Source organism: Clostridium sp. B9, assembly GCF_050509515.1.
Classification (GTDB): Bacteria; Bacillota; Clostridia; order Clostridiales; family Clostridiaceae; genus Sarcina.
This window is the reverse complement of record NZ_JBNWKA010000003.1, coordinates 3,835,897-3,853,494: the sequence shown is the minus strand read 5'-3', so window position 1 is coordinate 3,853,494 and position 17,598 is coordinate 3,835,897. Positions and strand designations below refer to the sequence as shown.

At 30.4% G+C, this 17,598-nt stretch carries 14 protein-coding genes and 1 riboswitch; of the genes, 10 read left to right on the top strand and 4 right to left on the bottom strand.

Features of this window, described 5'->3' with window-relative positions; genetic code table 11:
• Complete coding sequence (locus ACQZHJ_RS17420; protein ID WP_430486741.1) at positions 1-591, bottom strand: sugar O-acetyltransferase; 591 nt, start codon at positions 589-591, stop codon at positions 1-3.
• 136 nt (positions 592-727) lie between these two features.
• Here ACQZHJ_RS17420 and ACQZHJ_RS17415 point away from each other — a divergent pair, with 136 nt between their 5' ends.
• The 4 genes from ACQZHJ_RS17415 (at position 728) to ACQZHJ_RS17400 (ending at position 5,337) form a co-directional block, all read left to right on the top strand.
• Positions 728-1,525, top strand: a complete 798-nt coding sequence (locus ACQZHJ_RS17415) for a staygreen family protein (protein WP_430486740.1) — start codon at positions 728-730, stop codon at positions 1,523-1,525.
• Between the two features lie 93 nt (positions 1,526-1,618).
• Positions 1,619-1,727: riboswitch (SAM riboswitch) on the top strand.
• A gap of 132 nt (positions 1,728-1,859) precedes the next feature.
• A complete protein-coding gene (locus ACQZHJ_RS17410; RefSeq protein WP_430486739.1) occupies positions 1,860-3,146 on the top strand; it encodes an O-acetylhomoserine aminocarboxypropyltransferase/cysteine synthase family protein in 1,287 nt (428 codons plus the stop codon).
• On the top strand, positions 3,147-4,013 hold the full coding sequence (locus ACQZHJ_RS17405) for a homoserine O-acetyltransferase/O-succinyltransferase family protein (RefSeq protein ID WP_430486738.1): 867 nt from the start codon (positions 3,147-3,149) through the stop codon (positions 4,011-4,013).
• A gap of 34 nt (positions 4,014-4,047) precedes the next feature.
• Complete coding sequence (locus ACQZHJ_RS17400) at positions 4,048-5,337, top strand: homoserine dehydrogenase (RefSeq protein WP_430486737.1); 1,290 nt, start codon at positions 4,048-4,050, stop codon at positions 5,335-5,337.
• A gap of 41 nt (positions 5,338-5,378) precedes the next feature.
• Here the strand turns inward: ACQZHJ_RS17400 and ACQZHJ_RS17395 are convergent, their stop codons facing one another.
• A complete protein-coding gene (locus ACQZHJ_RS17395; RefSeq protein WP_430486736.1) occupies positions 5,379-6,734 on the bottom strand; it encodes a YjiH family protein in 1,356 nt (451 codons plus the stop codon).
• Between the two features lie 310 nt (positions 6,735-7,044).
• On the opposite strand from ACQZHJ_RS17395, the gene hcp reads away from it, so the two are divergent.
• Positions 7,045-8,694, top strand: coding sequence for a hydroxylamine reductase (gene hcp, locus ACQZHJ_RS17390; RefSeq protein WP_430486735.1), 1,650 nt, complete (start codon positions 7,045-7,047; stop codon positions 8,692-8,694).
• A gap of 82 nt (positions 8,695-8,776) precedes the next feature.
• On the opposite strand, the gene ACQZHJ_RS17385 is transcribed toward hcp, so the two are convergent.
• On the bottom strand, positions 8,777-8,971 hold the full coding sequence (locus ACQZHJ_RS17385; protein ID WP_430486734.1) for a hypothetical protein: 195 nt from the start codon (positions 8,969-8,971) through the stop codon (positions 8,777-8,779).
• A 91-nt stretch (positions 8,972-9,062) separates the two neighbouring features.
• On the bottom strand, positions 9,063-10,355 hold the full coding sequence (locus tag ACQZHJ_RS17380) for an NCS2 family permease (RefSeq protein WP_430486733.1): 1,293 nt from the start codon (positions 10,353-10,355) through the stop codon (positions 9,063-9,065).
• Between the two features lie 184 nt (positions 10,356-10,539).
• Here ACQZHJ_RS17380 and ACQZHJ_RS17375 point away from each other — a divergent pair, with 184 nt between their 5' ends.
• The 5 genes from ACQZHJ_RS17375 to ACQZHJ_RS17355 all read left to right on the top strand — a co-directional run bounded on the left by ACQZHJ_RS17375 (position 10,540) and on the right by ACQZHJ_RS17355 (position 17,422).
• Positions 10,540-11,313, top strand: a complete 774-nt coding sequence (locus ACQZHJ_RS17375; protein WP_430486732.1) for an SDR family NAD(P)-dependent oxidoreductase — start codon at positions 10,540-10,542, stop codon at positions 11,311-11,313.
• Positions 11,314-11,380: 67 nt separating this feature from the next.
• Positions 11,381-12,259, top strand: coding sequence for an SDR family oxidoreductase (locus ACQZHJ_RS17370; RefSeq protein WP_430486731.1), 879 nt, complete (start codon positions 11,381-11,383; stop codon positions 12,257-12,259).
• A gap of 158 nt (positions 12,260-12,417) precedes the next feature.
• Positions 12,418-13,227 (top strand): glutamate 5-kinase, encoded by an 810-nt coding sequence (gene proB / locus ACQZHJ_RS17365; protein ID WP_430486730.1) that lies wholly within the window; start codon positions 12,418-12,420, stop codon positions 13,225-13,227.
• 3 nt (positions 13,228-13,230) lie between these two features.
• A complete protein-coding gene (locus tag ACQZHJ_RS17360) occupies positions 13,231-14,478 on the top strand; it encodes a glutamate-5-semialdehyde dehydrogenase (RefSeq protein WP_430486729.1) in 1,248 nt (415 codons plus the stop codon).
• A gap of 190 nt (positions 14,479-14,668) precedes the next feature.
• Positions 14,669-17,422 carry a sigma 54-interacting transcriptional regulator gene (locus ACQZHJ_RS17355; protein WP_430486728.1) on the top strand — a complete coding sequence of 918 codons (2,754 nt, stop codon included), beginning with the start codon at positions 14,669-14,671 and terminating at the stop codon, positions 17,420-17,422.
• Positions 17,423-17,598: the final 176 nt, after the last annotated feature.

Here is a 17,598-nt window from a genome sequence, read left to right as displayed (position 1 = left end):
TTATCCTTGAACTTTAATTTCTTTTATAATTCTTGCTGGATTCCCACCTACTAAAACATTGTCAGGGACATCTTTAGTAACTACAGCTCCAGAAGCTACAACTACGTTATTTCCTATGTTTACACCAGGGTTTATAGTTGAATGTCCACCTATCCAAACATTATTACCTATTGTTATTGGTTTACCAAATTCAGTTTTCAACCTTTCAATAGGATCTAATGGGTGAGTTGCAGTATATAAATGAACTCCAGGAGCTAAGAAACAATTTTCTCCTATAGTTATTTTACAAACATCAAGCATTACACAATCAAAATTTGCATAAAAATTATTTCCTACTGAGATGTTATAGCCATAGTCACATTTGAAGTTTGGTTCTATATAAATACTTTCTCCAGTTGAACCAAATAAATTCTTTAATATAAGACTTCTCTCTTCAAAAGTCTTGTCCATTTCTTCAATATTATCAGGAAGATTTAAATTATTAAATTTTTGAAATAAAACCCTAGCCTTAAATCTATCTCTAACTAATTCAGTATCTCCAGGGTTATAAGGTAATCCGTTTATCATTTTTTCTTTTTCTGTCATTACCATAAAGCACTCTCCTTTGTAGTATTATTCTCAAGTTAATTCTACCAATAAGGAAAATTTTTTTCATTAGCTTATCATAAATATAATCAAATATTCATATAATTAATGGCTAATAGTATTATTTTTGAGGTGTTAGGTTATGTTTAATCCTAGAAGGTTAAGTGTTGAGTTTAGAACAGGGATTACAGATGAAAAGCCTGTAGAGGGAAGAAAATATACATTGACTCATTGTGATGAAACTGGAGAATTATTTCTCACAGTTGCGTTGACATATGCATATGATAAGATAAATTCAATGAAAAGAGACGAAGTTTTTGGAGAATGGAAGAGAGTAGATAAAAGATTTATATTTAAGATATATGTTTATGTAGATGGAAATGGTGGAAAAGCTGATGCTGCAAAAAGAGAAAGAATTTTTAGAAAAGAGTTACCACTTGCTTTATCTGCTATAAAGTATGGAGATAGAAAATTCTTAGAAGACAATAAGAATTTATTAGATAGTCCTATAATAGTTAGATTTATATCAGCTTATGATGAGTTTAATAAGATTGAGAATTATGGAACATTCAGAAATTATAATATAAGAGTTGATGAAACTCGTTTAGAAGGTAATGAGACTAAAGAAGAGCTTTATAAGCAAGAAAGTATTCTAGACGATAATGATCCATTTATAAACACTTTCATAGTAACTATTTTAAATCCTTATATTAAAGAGGAAGTAGTTAAGCTTTATGAGAAAGATGTTTACTATTGTTTAAAGGATGTTGAGCTGTTAGAGGTTGCTAAGATGGATACTGAAAACAAATGTGAAATGAATTATAAAGCATATGTTGGAGTAAAAGTCGGAGAAAATCAGCCACTATATAATAATTTTATAATTGAATTTTTTATTACACCTACTGGCATTTTGACAAAGAGTGTTAAAAATCCTAGATAAAAAAACTTTAATGATTTAATTAGTGGATAATATTGAATTTAGTGATTTAATACATTATAATTGGTTTAAAATTAAAAAATCGTGTTTATACATCTTTTATTAAGAATGGTGGAGGGACTGGCCCGATGAAGCCTAGCAACAGCTGATTATCATAAATCAGAATTGTGCTAAATCCTGCAGGAATAATCCTGAGAGATAAGAGATTATAGGTATATTTGTGTAGTTTTTTATTATGCATTTACAGCTATTTCTTTATCTTTTGGATAGGGAAATAGCTTTTTTATTTGGGGATATAATTTTAAAAGATGTATTAAATAAAAGGGGGCATTTAATAATGGGTAACAATTTTAGTAAAGAAACATTATGTATAAGGGGCGGGTTTAATCCTGATTCAGGAGATCCAGTAACTCAACCTTTAGTTCAAAGTACATCTTATAAATTTGAAAACTGTGATCAAGTTGCGAATCTTTTTGACTTAAAGGAAGCAGGGCATATATACACTAGAATAAGTAATCCTACAGTTAGTAATTTAGAAGAAAAGTTTGTAAGTCTAGAAGGTGGAGTTGGCGCAGTTTGTGTATCTTCAGGTCAATCAGCTACTTTACTAGCAGTTTTGAATATTTGTAAGGCTGGTGAACATATAGTAGTTCTATCAACTGTTTATGGAGGAACATTCAATCTTTTAGGAGTGACTTTAAAAAATTGGGGGATTGAAACAACATTTATATCACCAGACTGTAGTGAAGGTGAATTAAATGAAAGTATTAAAGATAATACAAAACTTATACTTGGAGAGAGCTTAGGAAATCCATCCTTAAGAGTTTTAGATATGAAAAAATTCTCTAAAGTTGCAAAGAAAAGAGAAATACCAATAGTGATAGATAATACTGTTGCAACACCTTACCTATTCAATCCTTTTGAACATGGAGCTAATGTTGTGGTTCATTCAACAAGTAAATATTCAGATGGTCACTCTCTGGCATTAGGAGGAATAATAGTTGATGGAGGTAATTTTAATTGGGAAAATGGAAAATTTCCATGTCTAGTAGAACCTGATGAGAGTTATCATGGAGTTAAATATGTTGAAACTTTTGGAAATGCTGCATATATAACTAAACTAAGAGTTACACTACTTAGAGACTTAGGATGCACAATTAGTCCATTTAATGCATATTTAACTAATATTGGATTAGAAACTCTTCATCTGAGAATGGAGAGACATAGTTCAAATGCATTGGCATTAGCAAAATATTTAGAGCGTAATGATAATGTTACTTGGGTTGATTATCCACTATTAGAATCTCATAAGGATTATGAATTTGCTAAAGAGTATTTAGTTAAAGGGGCATCTGGACTATTATCTTTTGGAATAAAAGGTGGTATAGAGGCAGCAAAGAAATTTATAGATAATCTAAAGTTAGCTCAATTAGTTGTTCATTTAGGTGATGTTAGAACAACCCTTCTTCATCCAGCTAGTACAACTCATAGACAATTATCTTCAGAAGATCTTGTTAAGGCTGGGGTTACAGAGGATTTAATAAGAGTTTCAGTTGGAATAGAAGGAATAGATGATATTATAAATGATTTTGAGCAAGCTTTTAATAAATTAGGTGATGAGTAAATGAGTTTATATTTAAAAACTTTGGAGCTAGAAGGAATCAAAACTTTAAACTCTAAGGAAATCTTTCTACAAAATGAGGCATATGATAATAAAAAACGAATTGGAATACTAAACTTAATGCCATTAAAAGGAGAGACCGAGGGGCATATATTAAAAATGTTATTAAGTTCTAAGGAAGAAATATTTGTTGATTTTATAAGGATTAAATCTCATAAATCAAAGCTTACATCACAGGAATATTTGAATAAAAATTATAGTACTTTTAATGAGCTTAAGAATAAATTGGATGGAGTTATAATAACAGGAGCACCACTAGAAACTTTAGAATTTAATGATATTTCATATAAAAATGAGTTAAGAGAAATAATTGAGTTTCTAAAGAATAATAAGCGACCAACCTTCTATATTTGTTGGGGTGCGCAAATGGCTTTGAATTATATTTATGGGGTTAGAAAAATCAATGTTAATAGTAAAATATTTGGGGTATTTTCTCATGAGGTTTTATTAGAAAATGAAATTTTAAAGGGTATAGAAAATGGTTTTAAATGTCCTCATTCAAGGCATTCAACCTTATGCAAAGAAGATATTATAAAAGATTCAAGGCTTAGGGTTTTAGCTGAAAGTGAAATAGGAGAGTATAGCTTATTAAAAGGAAGCTATAATGATTATTATGTTTTGGGGCACTTAGAATATGATAAGGAAGTTTTAAAGAATGAGTATCTAAGAGATAAGAATAAAGGGGCAAATATAGAACTTCCTAGAAATTATTTCCTGGGGAATAATATAGAAAATGAAATTATATTTTCTTGGGAAGAAACAGGAAAAAGAATATATAAAAACTGGATTAATTTTGTGAAAAATAATTAAAGCAATAAGTAATATTCTAAGGGGGATTTATTTTATGAAGAATATAAAGATAGCTTTGCTTGGCCTAGGTAATGTTGGTAGTGGGGTTTGGAAGATATTTAATGCTAACAAAGAAGAGATTGTTAAAAGGTCAGGATATAATATTGAGATTAGTAAGGTATTAGTTAGAAATATCGATAAGCCAAGATTAGTTGATGTTCCCAAAGAACTTTTGACAACAGATTATAATGAAATTTTAAGCAACGATGATATAAAGATAGTTGTTGAATTGATGGGTGGAATAGAACCAGCAAAGGAATATATAATTAAAGCAATGAGAAGCAAAAAGCATATAGTAACAGCAAATAAGATGCTATTAGCAATACAAGGTGATGAACTTTATGAGATTGCAGATGAAGAAGGGGTAGGATTGAATTACGAGGCCAGTGTAGCTGGAGGAATTCCAATAATAGCAGGCATAAATGAGAGCCTGACTGCAAATAAGATAGAAAGTCTCTATGGAATTATAAATGGAACAACAAATTATATTTTAACTAAGATGCAGTTTGAAGGAGCTAGCTTTGAAGATGCTTTAAAAGAAGCTCAAGAGAAAGGATATGCAGAGGCTGATCCAACTTCGGATGTTGAGGGATACGATGCTCAGTATAAATTATCTATTTTAGCTTCATTAGCTTTTGGAACTAAGATAAATACTGAGAATGTATATAGAGAAGGAATTTCCAATATAACAAAGAGTGATATAGATTGTGCAAATCAATTTGGGTACGTTATAAAGCTTTTAGGAATTATAAAGGAGGTTGAAGGGGAACTAGAACTTAGAGTTCATCCAACAATGATACCTAAAAGACATCCATTAGCTAATGTTCATGACTCATTTAATGCCGTCTTTGTAAGAGGAAATGCAGTGGGAGATTTAATGTTCTATGGAAAGGGAGCTGGAGATTTACCAACAGGAAGTGCAGTTGTCAGTGATATCATATCTATATTAAGAAACAATATAAGCTTAGAGGCAGAAGGATTAGTAACCAAAAATAACTTATGGGTTAGAGAAACTAGAAGCTTTGATGAAATAAAGAGCAAATATTATATGATGATATCAGTTGAAGATAAAATTGGGGTTTTAGGAACTGTAACAAATGTTTTTGGAAAGAGTAATGTTAATGTAAAGTCTATTGCCCAAAGAGAAGTTGAAAATAATTTTATAACACTAGTTCTGACAACTCATGAAACTAAGGAAGAAAGTATAAGTAAAGCAATAGAAAGCTTAGAGAAATTAGAAGAAATATGTACAGTTCATAATGTTATAAGAATAGAAGATTTTTAAAGAAATAAAAGGTTGTCCATTTGGACAACCTTTTTTATCTCTTAGAATAATAAGTGAGCAACAAGTGCTATAACTGGTAAAGTAACTAGTGTTCTCATTAAGAAAATCATGAATAACTCTTTTAAGTTTAGAGGAATCTTTGATCCTAAGATAACACTTCCAACCTCTGATAGGTATATTAACTGAGTTACTGAAACAGCAGCTACAACGAACTTAGTCATTTCACTAGTTATTGTTTTTGAAGCTATAACTGATGGTAAGAACATATCAGCAAATCCTACTATAACAGTTTGAGATGCTGCAGCAGCTTCTGGAATTCCAAGTAATTGGAATAATGGAATGAATGGAACTCCAAGCCATTGGAATACTGGAGTGTACTCTGCAACCATAAGAGCTAAAGTCCCCATTGCCATAACTACAGGTAAAACGCCTATCCACATTTCAAGTACGTTCTTAATACCATCTGTAAAGAATTTTCCTAAGCTACTCTCGTTTTGAGCTTTTTCTACTGCTTTAGCTACTCCGAAAGTGAAAGGAGTGAATCCTTCAGGAACATCCTCAACATTTTGAGGTTCTACATTGTTGTAGTAAGCATCAGTTTTTTTATCTAATGGCCAAACTCTTGGTAAGATTATAGCAGCAACTACACCAGCAAGAGTTACAGTTAAATAGAATGGAATAAACATATTTTCTAATCCAACCTGTGATAAAACAACGAAACTGAATGTTATTGAAACAACTGAGAACATTGTACTAACTATACAAGCTTCTCTTTCTGTGTAAAATCCTTCTTCATATTGCTTTGATGTAAGTAAAACACCAATAGTTCCATCTCCTAACCAAGAAGTCATACAGTCGATTGATGAACGACCTGGTAATTTGAATAAAGGTCTCATAACCTTAGTAAGTAATGCTCCACAGAATTCTAATAAACCAAAGTTTAAAAGTAATGGTAAGAATAATCCTGCAAAGAAGAATACAACTATAAGTGTTGGTAATAAATCGTTCAATATGAATGCACCAGTAATATCTGATTTTATTATTTCAGGACCAAATCCTGTGAAAGCTAAGATTATGAATAATCCGCCTAATATTCTAGCTATACTCCAAATCCAGTTAACATTTAATAACGAATTTAGGAATGAATTTTCTAATATAAATTTTGGTTTTAAAGTTTTCACTATTATTGTTAATACTGCAGCCAGTACAACAACTATGGTAGCCATAATAGGTAAGTAATCCCCAATTAACCCTTTTATTCTACCTGTGAAAAATGCTATTGGTATTGATATATTTCCACCATCATTTATAGGAACCATAAACAGTATTACACCTATTAAAGATGGGATGATAAACTTAAGTAAATCTGACATTTTATATTTTGTCTTAGTATTCATAAGTAAGTCCCCCTTTTTATTGACAAATTAATTAGTATAATGCTCATTATACAGAAGTTTATGCATAAAATCAATAAAAATATGCATAAAAATAATTAAAATTGTATAAATATTCAATAATATACTGTGCATATACATAATTTGTGATTGTTAAATAAATTTTCTTCTTGGTAACATTAGTTACAGATAAGAATTAGATATAGGACTATAATTTAAATTGTCGAAGGCGATGAGAAATATTAGCTGAGATGAATTACATTTGAATTTAATAATTTACATATAAGAAATAAAAAAACGGAGGATTAGAATTATGAGTATGTTTTGTTTTCAATGTCAAGAAACAGCAGGATGCAAAGGTTGTACAGTAAGAGGTGTATGTGGAAAAACTGAAGATGTAGCAAAAATACAAGACCTTTTAGTTTTTGTTACTAAAGGATTAGCTACAGTTGCTACTGAAGCAAGAAAAGTAGGAATAGTAGATAAAAAAGTAAATAGAATGATTGTAGATAACTTATTTATTACTATTACAAATGCAAACTTTGATTTTAAGGCAATAGAAAAAAGAGTGATAGATACTCTAGCAACAAGAGAAGAATTAAAGAAAGAAGTACAAGCTAAAGGTGGAAATCCAATAGGACAAGACTTTATGGGATGCGCAACTTGGACAGCTACAACTAGTGAAGAGATGATGGATAAGGCTTCAAAGGTAGGAGTTTTAGCTACTGAGAATGAAGATATAAGAAGCTTAAGAGAGCTTACAATGTATGGATTAAAAGGATTATCAGCATACATGGAGCATGCCATGAACTTAGGATTTGATAAAGAAGAAGTTCATGAATTTATGGCTGAAGCTTTAGTAAAATTATTAGATGATTCATTAAGTGCTGATGAATTAACAGCTTTAGCTTTAGAGACTGGTAAGTTTGGTGTAGACGGAATGGCTTTATTAGATGGAGCTAACACTTCAACTTATGGTCATCCAGAAATAACAAAAGTTAATATAGGAGTTAGAAATAACCCAGGAATATTAATATCAGGACATGATTTAAAAGACTTAGAAATGTTATTAGAGCAAACTGAAGGAACTGGAGTAGATGTGTATACTCATGGTGAAATGTTACCAGGACATTACTATCCAAAATTCAAGAAATATGCTCACTTTGCAGGAAACTATGGTAATGCATGGTGGTTACAAAATAAAGAGTTTGCATCATTCAATGGACCAATATTAATGACTACAAACTGTATAACACCAGTTCAAGATTCATATAGAGGAAGAATATTTACAACAGGTGCTGTAGGATATGAAGGATGTACTCATATAACTCCAGATGAGAATGGACATAAAGATTTCTCACAAATAATAGAGTTAGCAAAAACTTGCAAAGCTCCAACAGAAATAGAAACAGGAGAAATCGTAGGTGGATTTGCTCATAACCAAGTACTTGCTTTAGCTGATCAAGTAGTGGATGCAGTTAAATCAGGAGCTATAAGAAGATTCTTCGTAATGGCTGGATGTGATGGAAGAGCAAAATCAAGAGATTACTATAAAGAATTCGCTGAGAAGTTACCAAAGGATACAGTAATCTTAACAGCTGGATGTGCTAAATATAAATATAACAAATTACCACTTGGAGATATCAATGGAATTCCAAGAGTATTAGATGCTGGACAATGTAATGATTCATATTCATTAGTAGTAATAGCATTAAAACTTGCTGAAGTATTTGGAACAAGCAGTGTGAATGAATTACCAATAAGCTATAACATAGCATGGTATGAGCAAAAAGCTGTAATAGTATTATTATCATTATTACACTTAGGTGTTAAAAACATTCACTTAGGACCAACATTACCTGCATTCTTATCACCAAACGTAGCTAAAGTTTTAGTTGAAAACTTTGGAATTGGTGGAATAACTAATGTAGAAGATGACATGAAAATGTTCTTAGGAGAATAATAATATAAAACCGTTAATAGTCTATTTTTAAATATTATGATAAACCCACAAATGAAACCTAACATAATTATATGTTAGGTTTCTATTTTTTATTAGGGTTATTTAATGAATTGAAATAAGCAAAACTTGCTGAGTAAACTTCTATGTTAGCACCTAAAGCAGTGAAAAATTCTGCTAAAACATTGAGTTGGAGTTCATTATATTTAATTGAATATTCTTTTGATATTAATACACTTAATGCATTTAATTGATCTGGAGATAAATCAAAAAGTTCCATTAATTTGACTCCTTATTATGATTATATAATTATTATATAAAAAAAAGTACTTATTGATATTTCAATAAGTACTTTTCTATATAATTTAAAGCTACATCTGAGTTGCATGAAGAACAAAGTATAGTAAAAAGATTGCTGATATAACGTACATAGGGATTGATATATCTTTGTACTTCTTTGAAGCTAACTTACAGATTGGATAAGCTATAAATCCAAAAGCAATACCATCAACGATACTGAATGTTAAAGGTATTATAGTTAATGTAATAAATGCTGGGAATGATTCTGTAAAATCATCGAAGTTTATATCTGTGATGTGTTGAATCATTAAACCACCTATTATTATTAATACAGGTGCAATTGCTGAGTTTGGAATTAATGATATAACTGGTATAAAGAAGATTGATATTAAAAATAAAAATCCTGCGAATATAGCAGTTAAACCAGTTTTTCCACCAGCAGCTATTCCAGCTGTTCCCTCAACAGTTGAAACTGAGGGACTTGTTCCACATATACCACAAACTATTGTAGATAGTGCAACGGCATTTAATGCCTTTTGTCTTTTATGAGGTTGTTTTAACATTCCATCAACTTGACCATGAAGTAAACCTATATTCTCAAATACTAATACTAAAGTAAGTGAGAATGTTGCAATCCAAAATGAAATTGAGCCTAGTCCACTAAAGTCAGCTGACATGAATACTTCCTTATATTCACCAAAGTTAGGTAAAGATAACTGGAAGCTTGATAAATCAACAATCCCAAATAATATTGATATAACAGTTCCTGACAGGATTCCTATTAAGAATGAACCAGGTATATCTTTTATAAATAAAACAAGCATTATAATCATAGTTATGAAGAAGACAATAACTTCTTTAGATGAGATATCACCTAATCTAACCAGTGTTGATTGATCTCCTACTATTAATCCTGCTTTTTGTAATCCTAAGAAGGTTATAAAGATACCAATTCCAACAGTTATAGCTTGTTTAAGTGATGTTGGAATAGAACTTGTTAACATCTCTGCAAGAGGTGTAAGCGCTACCACAACAAATAAAATACCAGCCACTATAACAGCTGCTAAAGCTTGTTGGAAACTAAGACCCATAGTATTTACTATGGTATACGTAAATAGTGCATTAATACCCATACCAGGCATTATTATAAGTGGTGAGTTACTCATTAATGCAACGAGTACACAGCCTATTAATGATGCTAAAACTGTAGCGATTATAAGTGGTTGCATAGCTATACCACCGTCACTAAGTATACTAGCATTTACTACAATTATATAAACTGCAGCGAAAAAAGAGGTAAGACCAGCAAGTAATTCTGTTCTTATGTTTGTTTCGTGTTCTTTTAATTTAAAAAAGTTTTTCATCCTTTCTCCTTTTCAAAAATAGCTCCCTCGCCCTCCCACATCTGTTGATGCAAGTGTTATTATATCATATGTTAAACGTTTAATAAAGAGTTTTTAAATAAAGGTTTACAATAAAATGCTTGACAAAATAAGTAAAATAGTAATAAAAATTTTATAAGGATTTTAATAGAAGGGAATTAAAAAAATGAATAAAAAAGTTTTAATAACAGGAGCTACTAGTGGGATTGGGTATGAATTTGCAAAGAGATTCATAAATGAAAAATATGATCTTGTTTTAGTAGGTAGAAATGAAGATAGGTTAAATGAATTAAGATTGTTAGCAAAGAAAAATAATGTAACTGCTTTCACATATAAAATAGATTTAACTTTAAGTGATAGTGTAGATAAACTATATGAATTCACTAGAAAAGAAGTTGGAAATATAGATGTTTTAATAAATAATGCTGGTATAGGATTTAATGGAGAATTCAATGAGATAGAGTGGGAAAAGCACTTAGATGTAATAAATTTAAATATAGTTAGCTTAACAAAATTAACTAAATTATATTCAGATGATATGGTTAAAAGAAGAAAAGGAAAGATATTAAATATAGCATCCACAGGAGCATATCAACCAGGTCCTTTAATAGGGGTTTATTATGCAAGTAAGTCTTATGTTTTATCTTTTTCTGAAGCATTGAGAGAAGAACTTAAGAATAAAGGTGTTGATATTATAACTTTATGTCCAGGTGCAACAAAGACTAATTTCTCTAAAAGAGCAGGAAAAGGTGATTTAGAGGTAGCTATGAGTGCAGAGAAGGTTGCAGAAATAGGATATAATGCTTTAATGAAGAACAAAGCTATATGCATTCCTGGTCTTATGAATAAGACATTAGTATTTCTTTCTAAGATTGCACCTACTGTTATTAATGCTAAGATGGTTAAAAAGATACAAGGAAAAGCTATAAGTAAAAAATAATTGAGAATAATAAGCTTATAAATAATTTAAAAAATAGCCCAATAAATTAAATTTAGGAGGATTATTTATGAGCAATAAAAATATGTTTCCAACTAGTTTTAAAGGACAAAATCAAAGTCTACATCCTGGTATAGAGGAAGATATGGAGCCATTACCTATATATGATTTACCAGAGTATATAAATGATGGTAAGAGATTAAAAGATAAGGTTGCAATAATAACCGGAGGAGATAGTGGAATAGGAAGAGCTGTGGCCTTAGCCTATGCAAGGGAGGGAGCTAAGGTTTGTGTAATTTATTTAGCAGACCAAGAGGATAAAGATGCAGAGAAGACAAAAGAGCTAATAGAAGCTGTTGGAGGAGAAGTACTTTTAATAAAAGGTGATATATCAAATGCTGATTTTTGTAATAAAAGTGTTAGTGATGTTGTTGCAAAATGGGGAAAAATTGATATATTAGTTAATAATGCAGCTGTTCAACATGACTCTAAAACTTTAGATGATATTGGACCAGAGCAGTTAGAAACTACATTCAAAATAAATGTTTTCGGTAATATTTATATGACAAAGGCAGCTGTAAAGCATATGGAATACGGAAGTTCTATAATAAACACAACTTCAATAACAGCTTATAGAGGAAATGAGATTCTATTAGATTATTCATGTACAAAAGGTGCATTAACTACATTGACAAGAACTTTGGCTACTATGTTAGTTAAGGATGGAATTAGGGTGAATGCAGTAGCCCCAGGACCTATATGGACACCGCTAATTCCTTCATCTATGAGCAAAAAGAAGGTTTCAGAGTTTGGTAGTAATTCACCAATGGGAAGAGCAGGGCAGCCAGTTGAGTTAGCGGGAGCATATGTTTTTTTAGCTTGTAATGAATCATCATACATATCAGGAATAACAATACATATTAATGGTGGAGAAATTATAAATGGATAATTGAAAAGTTTTGCATAATTATCTTGAATTTTTTGAATAAATATAAGTTAAAAGTTATAGTTTTGTAGTTTCACGATTTAAAGTAATAGAATATAATATACTTATGATTTAACGAATAAAATATATATTTTTTTTAATAAAAAGGGGGAAACCTACAAATGAGAAAAACACTTAAGGATAGTAAGAGAATAGTTATTAAAGTTGGAACTTCTACTTTAACTTATGAAAATGGAAGTACAAACTTAATGAGAATAGAGAAATTATCAAGAGTAATTTCAGATATATGTAACATGGGGAAAGAAGTTGTACTTGTATCATCAGGTGCAATTGGAGTTGGAGTTGGAAAACTTAGATTAGAGAAAAAGCCTGAAAGCATAAGAGAAAAACAAGCTGTGGCAGCAGTTGGACAATGTGCTTTAATGCATATATATAACAAATTCTTTGGAGAATATAGTCATGTTGTGGCTCAAGTTCTTTTAACTAGGGATGTTTTAGAAAACGAGAGAATGAAAAGCAATGTATGTAATACTTTTGATACATTATTAGAAAAAGGGATAATCCCAATAGTTAATGAAAATGATGCTATTTCAATAGATGAAATACAGAACATATTAAACTTTGGAGATAATGATAATCTTTCTGCTATAGTTGCAACATTAGTTAAGGCAGATACATTAATAATATTATCTGATATTGATGGGTTCTATGATTCAGACCCAAGAACTAATAAGGACAGTAAGATGCTTAAGGAAGTTTATGAAATAACTCCTGAGATAGAAGAGTGTGCAGGTGGTGCTGGAAGTACTAGAGGAACTGGTGGAATGGTAACTAAACTTTCAGCAGCTAAGGTTGCAACAAAAGAAGGAATAGATATGATTTTAGCCAATGGAGAAAATCCAGAGATATTAGTTGATATATTAAATGGTGAAGATATAGGAACTATGTTTGTGGCTAAAAAGGGGGAGTAAGAGATGAATAATGAACTTATTATAAAGGGGAAGAAGGCAAAAGAGGCTGCTTATGAGCTTTCAATAGCTTCTACTAATGAAAAAAATAATGGATTATTAAAAATAAGCGAAGCTTTAATAAATAGATGTGATGAGATATTAGAAGAAAACAAAAAAGACTTAGAAAAAGCAATTGAAAAAGGTACTTCAAAAGCTATGTTAGATAGATTAAAGCTAGATAAAGATAGAGTTGAAGGTATTGCTAATGCTGTAGCTGATGTAGTTAAGTTAGATGATCCAATAGGAGAAGTTACTTCTATGTTTAAGAGACCAAATGGGCTTAGAATAGGAGTTCAAAGAGTTCCACTAGGAGTAGTTGGAATAATATATGAAGCAAGGCCAAATGTAACAGCAGATGCTGCTGCACTATGCTTAAAGACTGGTAATGCTGTTATTTTAAGAGGTGGAAGTGAGGCTATAAATTCAAACTTAAAAATAGTTGAAGTTATAAGTGATGCTTTAAAAGAAGCCGGTCTTCCAGAAGGCTCAGTTCAAATATTAGAAGATACATCAAGAGAAACTGCTACAGAATTCATGAGATTAAATGATTATTTAGATGTTTTAATTCCAAGAGGGGGAGCTGGACTTATAAAGGCAGTAGTTAATAATGCCACTGTTCCTGTAATAGAGACTGGAGTTGGAAACTGTCACATTTATATAGATAGTGAAGCTGATATTCCTATGGGAGTAGATATAATAGTCAATGCAAAGACTTCAAGACCAGCTGTGTGCAATGCTGCTGAAAAATTATTAGTTCACAAAGATATTGCTGAAGAATTTTTACCACTAGCAATCAAAGCTTTAAAAGAAAAAGGCGTTGAAATAAGAGGATGCGAAAAAACTAAATCAATAGTTAGTGATATTAATGAAGCTACTGATGAAGATTGGGGAAAAGAATATCTAGATTATATTCTTGGAGTTAAAGTTGTAGATACTTTGGACGAAGCTATAAGTCATATAAATAAATATGGAACAAAGCATTCAGAATCAATAGTAACTAAAAATTATTTTAACTCAGAAAAATTCCTTCAAAGAATAGATGCAGCAGCAGTTTATGTTAATGCCTCAACAAGGTTCACTGATGGAGGAGAATTTGGATTTGGAGCAGAAATAGGAATAAGTACTCAAAAATTACATGCTAGAGGACCTATGGGACTTAAGGAATTAACAACAAGTAAGTATATAATTTATGGAAATGGACAAATAAGATAAATTATGAGAGGGCTTTTAAAATTAAAGCCCTTTTGTTTTATCAAATCCGTAATTTTTACTAAATAATTAACTTTTAGATATTGTATAATATTTATAAGTATTTTTTTATAAAAATTAATATAAGGTAATAATTATTTAATGGTGTAAGAGCTTTTAAATTTAAAGTTATAAGTTTAATTGGAGGCTTTAGATGAGAAAAATCGATGATGTATTAAAAGCGGTTATTTTACTTGATAGTAAAGGTGATAGAGGAGTAACAGCAAGCGAAGTCGGTGAATATTTAAAACTAGACAGAGCTAATGTTAGTAGATACTTAAATAAGTTATATAAAGAAAATAAGATAAATAAACTTGAGGGTAGACCAGTTCTTTATAGAGTTGGAAGAGAAGAGGAAAAGTTAGAAGAAGATCTTAATGTTATGGAAGAAGAAGAGGAGTTATTAAACGAAGTTCTAGGTGAAGAGGTAGAAAATAGTTTAGATAACTTGGTGGGAGCAAATGAGTCCCTACAAATTCCCATACAGCAGGCTAAAGCAGCTATTTTATATCCACCTTCAGGATTACACACTTTAATATTAGGAGAAACAGGTGTTGGTAAATCAATGTTTGCAGAAGCTATGTATTCTTTTGCAAAAGAATCTCATATCTTGAATGAAAATTCTCCTTTTATTAGATTCAACTGTGCAGACTATGCTGATAATCCTCAGCTTGTAATAGCTCAGATATTTGGGGTTAAAAGAGGAGCATTTACGGGTGCTGATAGAGATAAAGATGGTTTATTAAAGAAAGCTGATGGCGGAATATTATTCTTAGACGAGATACACAGACTTTCACCACAAGGTCAGGAGATGCTATTTACATTTATAGATAAAGGTACTTTTAGGCCACTTGGAGAAACGGAAAAACAAGAAGAGGCTAGAGTTCAGATTATAGCAGCTACAACAGAAGATCCAAAGTCATATCTATTACAAACATTTACCAGAAGGATTCCTATGACAATAGTTTTACCTCCTTTAAGAGAAAGAACTATTGAAGAGAGGTATGCTTTAATAGAAGATTTTATAAAATCAGAATCTTTAAGACTTAAAAAGAGCATTTATATAAATAAGAATGCGTTAATCTCATTCCTATTATATGATTGTTCAAATAATATAGGTCAATTAAAAAGTGATATTCAGTTATCTTGTGCAAAGGCATTTTTAAATTACAAATCACATAAAAAGAAGCACATAATAATTGAACAGTCAGATTTACAGGCTAGTGTCAAAAAGGGAATAATGAGACTTAAAGAAAATCGGGATAAGTTAAACAGACTTTTTGATACTGTTGAAGATATATTACGCTTTTCATATAAGAAGGACATAAATAATAAAAAGTTAGATAAAGATAAAAATGATGAAGGTGAATCATTCTATGAAACTATTGAAACTAAAATTGATGATTTAAAAGATAAAGGTGTAAATGAAGATGAAATAACAGATATATTAAATGTAGATATAGAGGATTATTTCAGAAAGTATATGAAAAACTTGAAAGGTAGTTTCAGAAAAGATGAAATTCTAAAAATTGTTGATGCTAGAATAGTAGAAATAGTTGAGAAAATATTAGCTTATGCATCTGAAAAATTAGGTAGAGAATATGATGATAAAGTTTATTATGGGTTAGCACTTCACTTACAAGGAAGTTTGGAACGTATAATAAATGGAAATAGAATTTATCATCCTAAATTAAATAGTATTAGAGCTGATTACAATAAAGAGTTCATAATCGCGATGGATTCGGTTAAGATGATTGAAGATGAATTTGGTGTACAAGTTTCATTAGATGAAATTGGATATATAACAATGTTCTTAGCAACAAATTCAGATGTAATAACAAAAAAAGATATATATAAGGTAGGAGTTCTTGTAATAATGCATGGAACAAGTACTGCAACTTCTATGGCAGAGGTAGCTAATACTTTAATTGGAGAAAACTACGTTGAAGCTTTAGATATGCCACTTTCAATGAAAGCTGAAGATATGTTTGAAAATGTTAAGGAAAAGGTTAAGGAATTAGATAAGGGTAAGGGTGTTTTAATTCTTGCTGATATGGGTTCACTAGTTAACTTTGGAGAAATATTAAAAGAAGAATTAAAATTAAAAGTTAAAACTGTAGATATGGTAAGTACTCTTTCAGTAATTGAAGCTGGTAGAAAAGCTTTAAGTGGAAGGGATATAGATTCAATTTACCAATCTTGTTTAGATATAAATAAATATGGAATAAAAAGTGAAAGAGTTGAAGAAGAAGATAAAAAAGAAATTGCTATAGTAACTACATGTTTTACTGGAGAAGGTTCTGCTGAAAGGTTAAAGAGAATAATAAGCGAAAAGCTTCATAACATAGATAATGTAAATATTATTCCTTTAGATATTCTTGATAAGGATAAATTCGCTAAGAAACTAGAAAGAGTAAGAAAAGAATACACTGTTGCAGCTATTGTTGGTACTGTAAATATGTTTATAGATGATATTCCATTTATATCAGCTGCTGATATATTTACTGAAAAAGGAATAGAACATTTAGATAAGATTGTTGATAGAGAAAGCGATTTTAACAAGGTTTGTGAATCATTAAAAACTCAAATTAAAGATATAAACTGCTATAACTTAGTAAATGATATTAGAACATTTATAAATAACATAGAAGGTAGTTTGGAAATTGAGGTAGAGAAGGCTGCACAGATAGGGATATTAATGCATATTTGTTTCTTAGTTGATAAGTTAAGGAATAAGGGGAAAGAAACAATTTTTTCAGAGCTTAATCATTATAGAGCTAACCATAATAAAGAATTTATCATGGTTAAGAAAAGTTTGAAAATTGTTGAAGTAGATTATGGAATAAATATTGGTGATAATGAGATTGCTTATATAGTAAAAATGTTACTAAATAATAAGATAGATTAGTTAGTGTGCTAAAAATAAAGAAGTGTGTATAGTGTGTACACACTTCTTTTTATGTTTACACTACTACAAAAATGGCTTGTTTACTATGTTTAGAGGGTTTTAAAAGTTTAACTATTAACACAGAAAAGTTGGCACGGCAATTGCTTTAATATAAAGCATAAGAAAAAAATAAATTA

Excerpts from the sequence above, each read along its gene's own strand:
- ACQZHJ_RS17420 (WP_430486741.1), bottom strand. The coding sequence starts at position 591 with ATGGTAATGACAGAAAAAGAAAAAATGATAAACGGATTACCTTATAAC.
- ACQZHJ_RS17415 (WP_430486740.1), top strand. The coding sequence starts at position 728 with ATGTTTAATCCTAGAAGGTTAAGTGTTGAGTTTAGAACAGGGATTACA.
- ACQZHJ_RS17410 (WP_430486739.1), top strand. The coding sequence starts at position 1,860 with ATGGGTAACAATTTTAGTAAAGAAACATTATGTATAAGGGGCGGGTTT.
- ACQZHJ_RS17405 (WP_430486738.1), top strand. The coding sequence starts at position 3,147 with ATGAGTTTATATTTAAAAACTTTGGAGCTAGAAGGAATCAAAACTTTA.
- ACQZHJ_RS17400 (WP_430486737.1), top strand. The coding sequence starts at position 4,048 with ATGAAGAATATAAAGATAGCTTTGCTTGGCCTAGGTAATGTTGGTAGT.
- ACQZHJ_RS17395 (WP_430486736.1), bottom strand. The coding sequence starts at position 6,734 with ATGAATACTAAGACAAAATATAAAATGTCAGATTTACTTAAGTTTATC.
- hcp (WP_430486735.1), top strand. The coding sequence starts at position 7,045 with ATGAGTATGTTTTGTTTTCAATGTCAAGAAACAGCAGGATGCAAAGGT.
- ACQZHJ_RS17385 (WP_430486734.1), bottom strand. The coding sequence starts at position 8,971 with ATGGAACTTTTTGATTTATCTCCAGATCAATTAAATGCATTAAGTGTA.
- ACQZHJ_RS17380 (WP_430486733.1), bottom strand. The coding sequence starts at position 10,355 with ATGAAAAACTTTTTTAAATTAAAAGAACACGAAACAAACATAAGAACA.
- ACQZHJ_RS17375 (WP_430486732.1), top strand. The coding sequence starts at position 10,540 with ATGAATAAAAAAGTTTTAATAACAGGAGCTACTAGTGGGATTGGGTAT.
- ACQZHJ_RS17370 (WP_430486731.1), top strand. The coding sequence starts at position 11,381 with ATGAGCAATAAAAATATGTTTCCAACTAGTTTTAAAGGACAAAATCAA.
- proB (WP_430486730.1), top strand. The coding sequence starts at position 12,418 with ATGAGAAAAACACTTAAGGATAGTAAGAGAATAGTTATTAAAGTTGGA.
- ACQZHJ_RS17360 (WP_430486729.1), top strand. The coding sequence starts at position 13,231 with ATGAATAATGAACTTATTATAAAGGGGAAGAAGGCAAAAGAGGCTGCT.
- ACQZHJ_RS17355 (WP_430486728.1), top strand. The coding sequence starts at position 14,669 with ATGAGAAAAATCGATGATGTATTAAAAGCGGTTATTTTACTTGATAGT.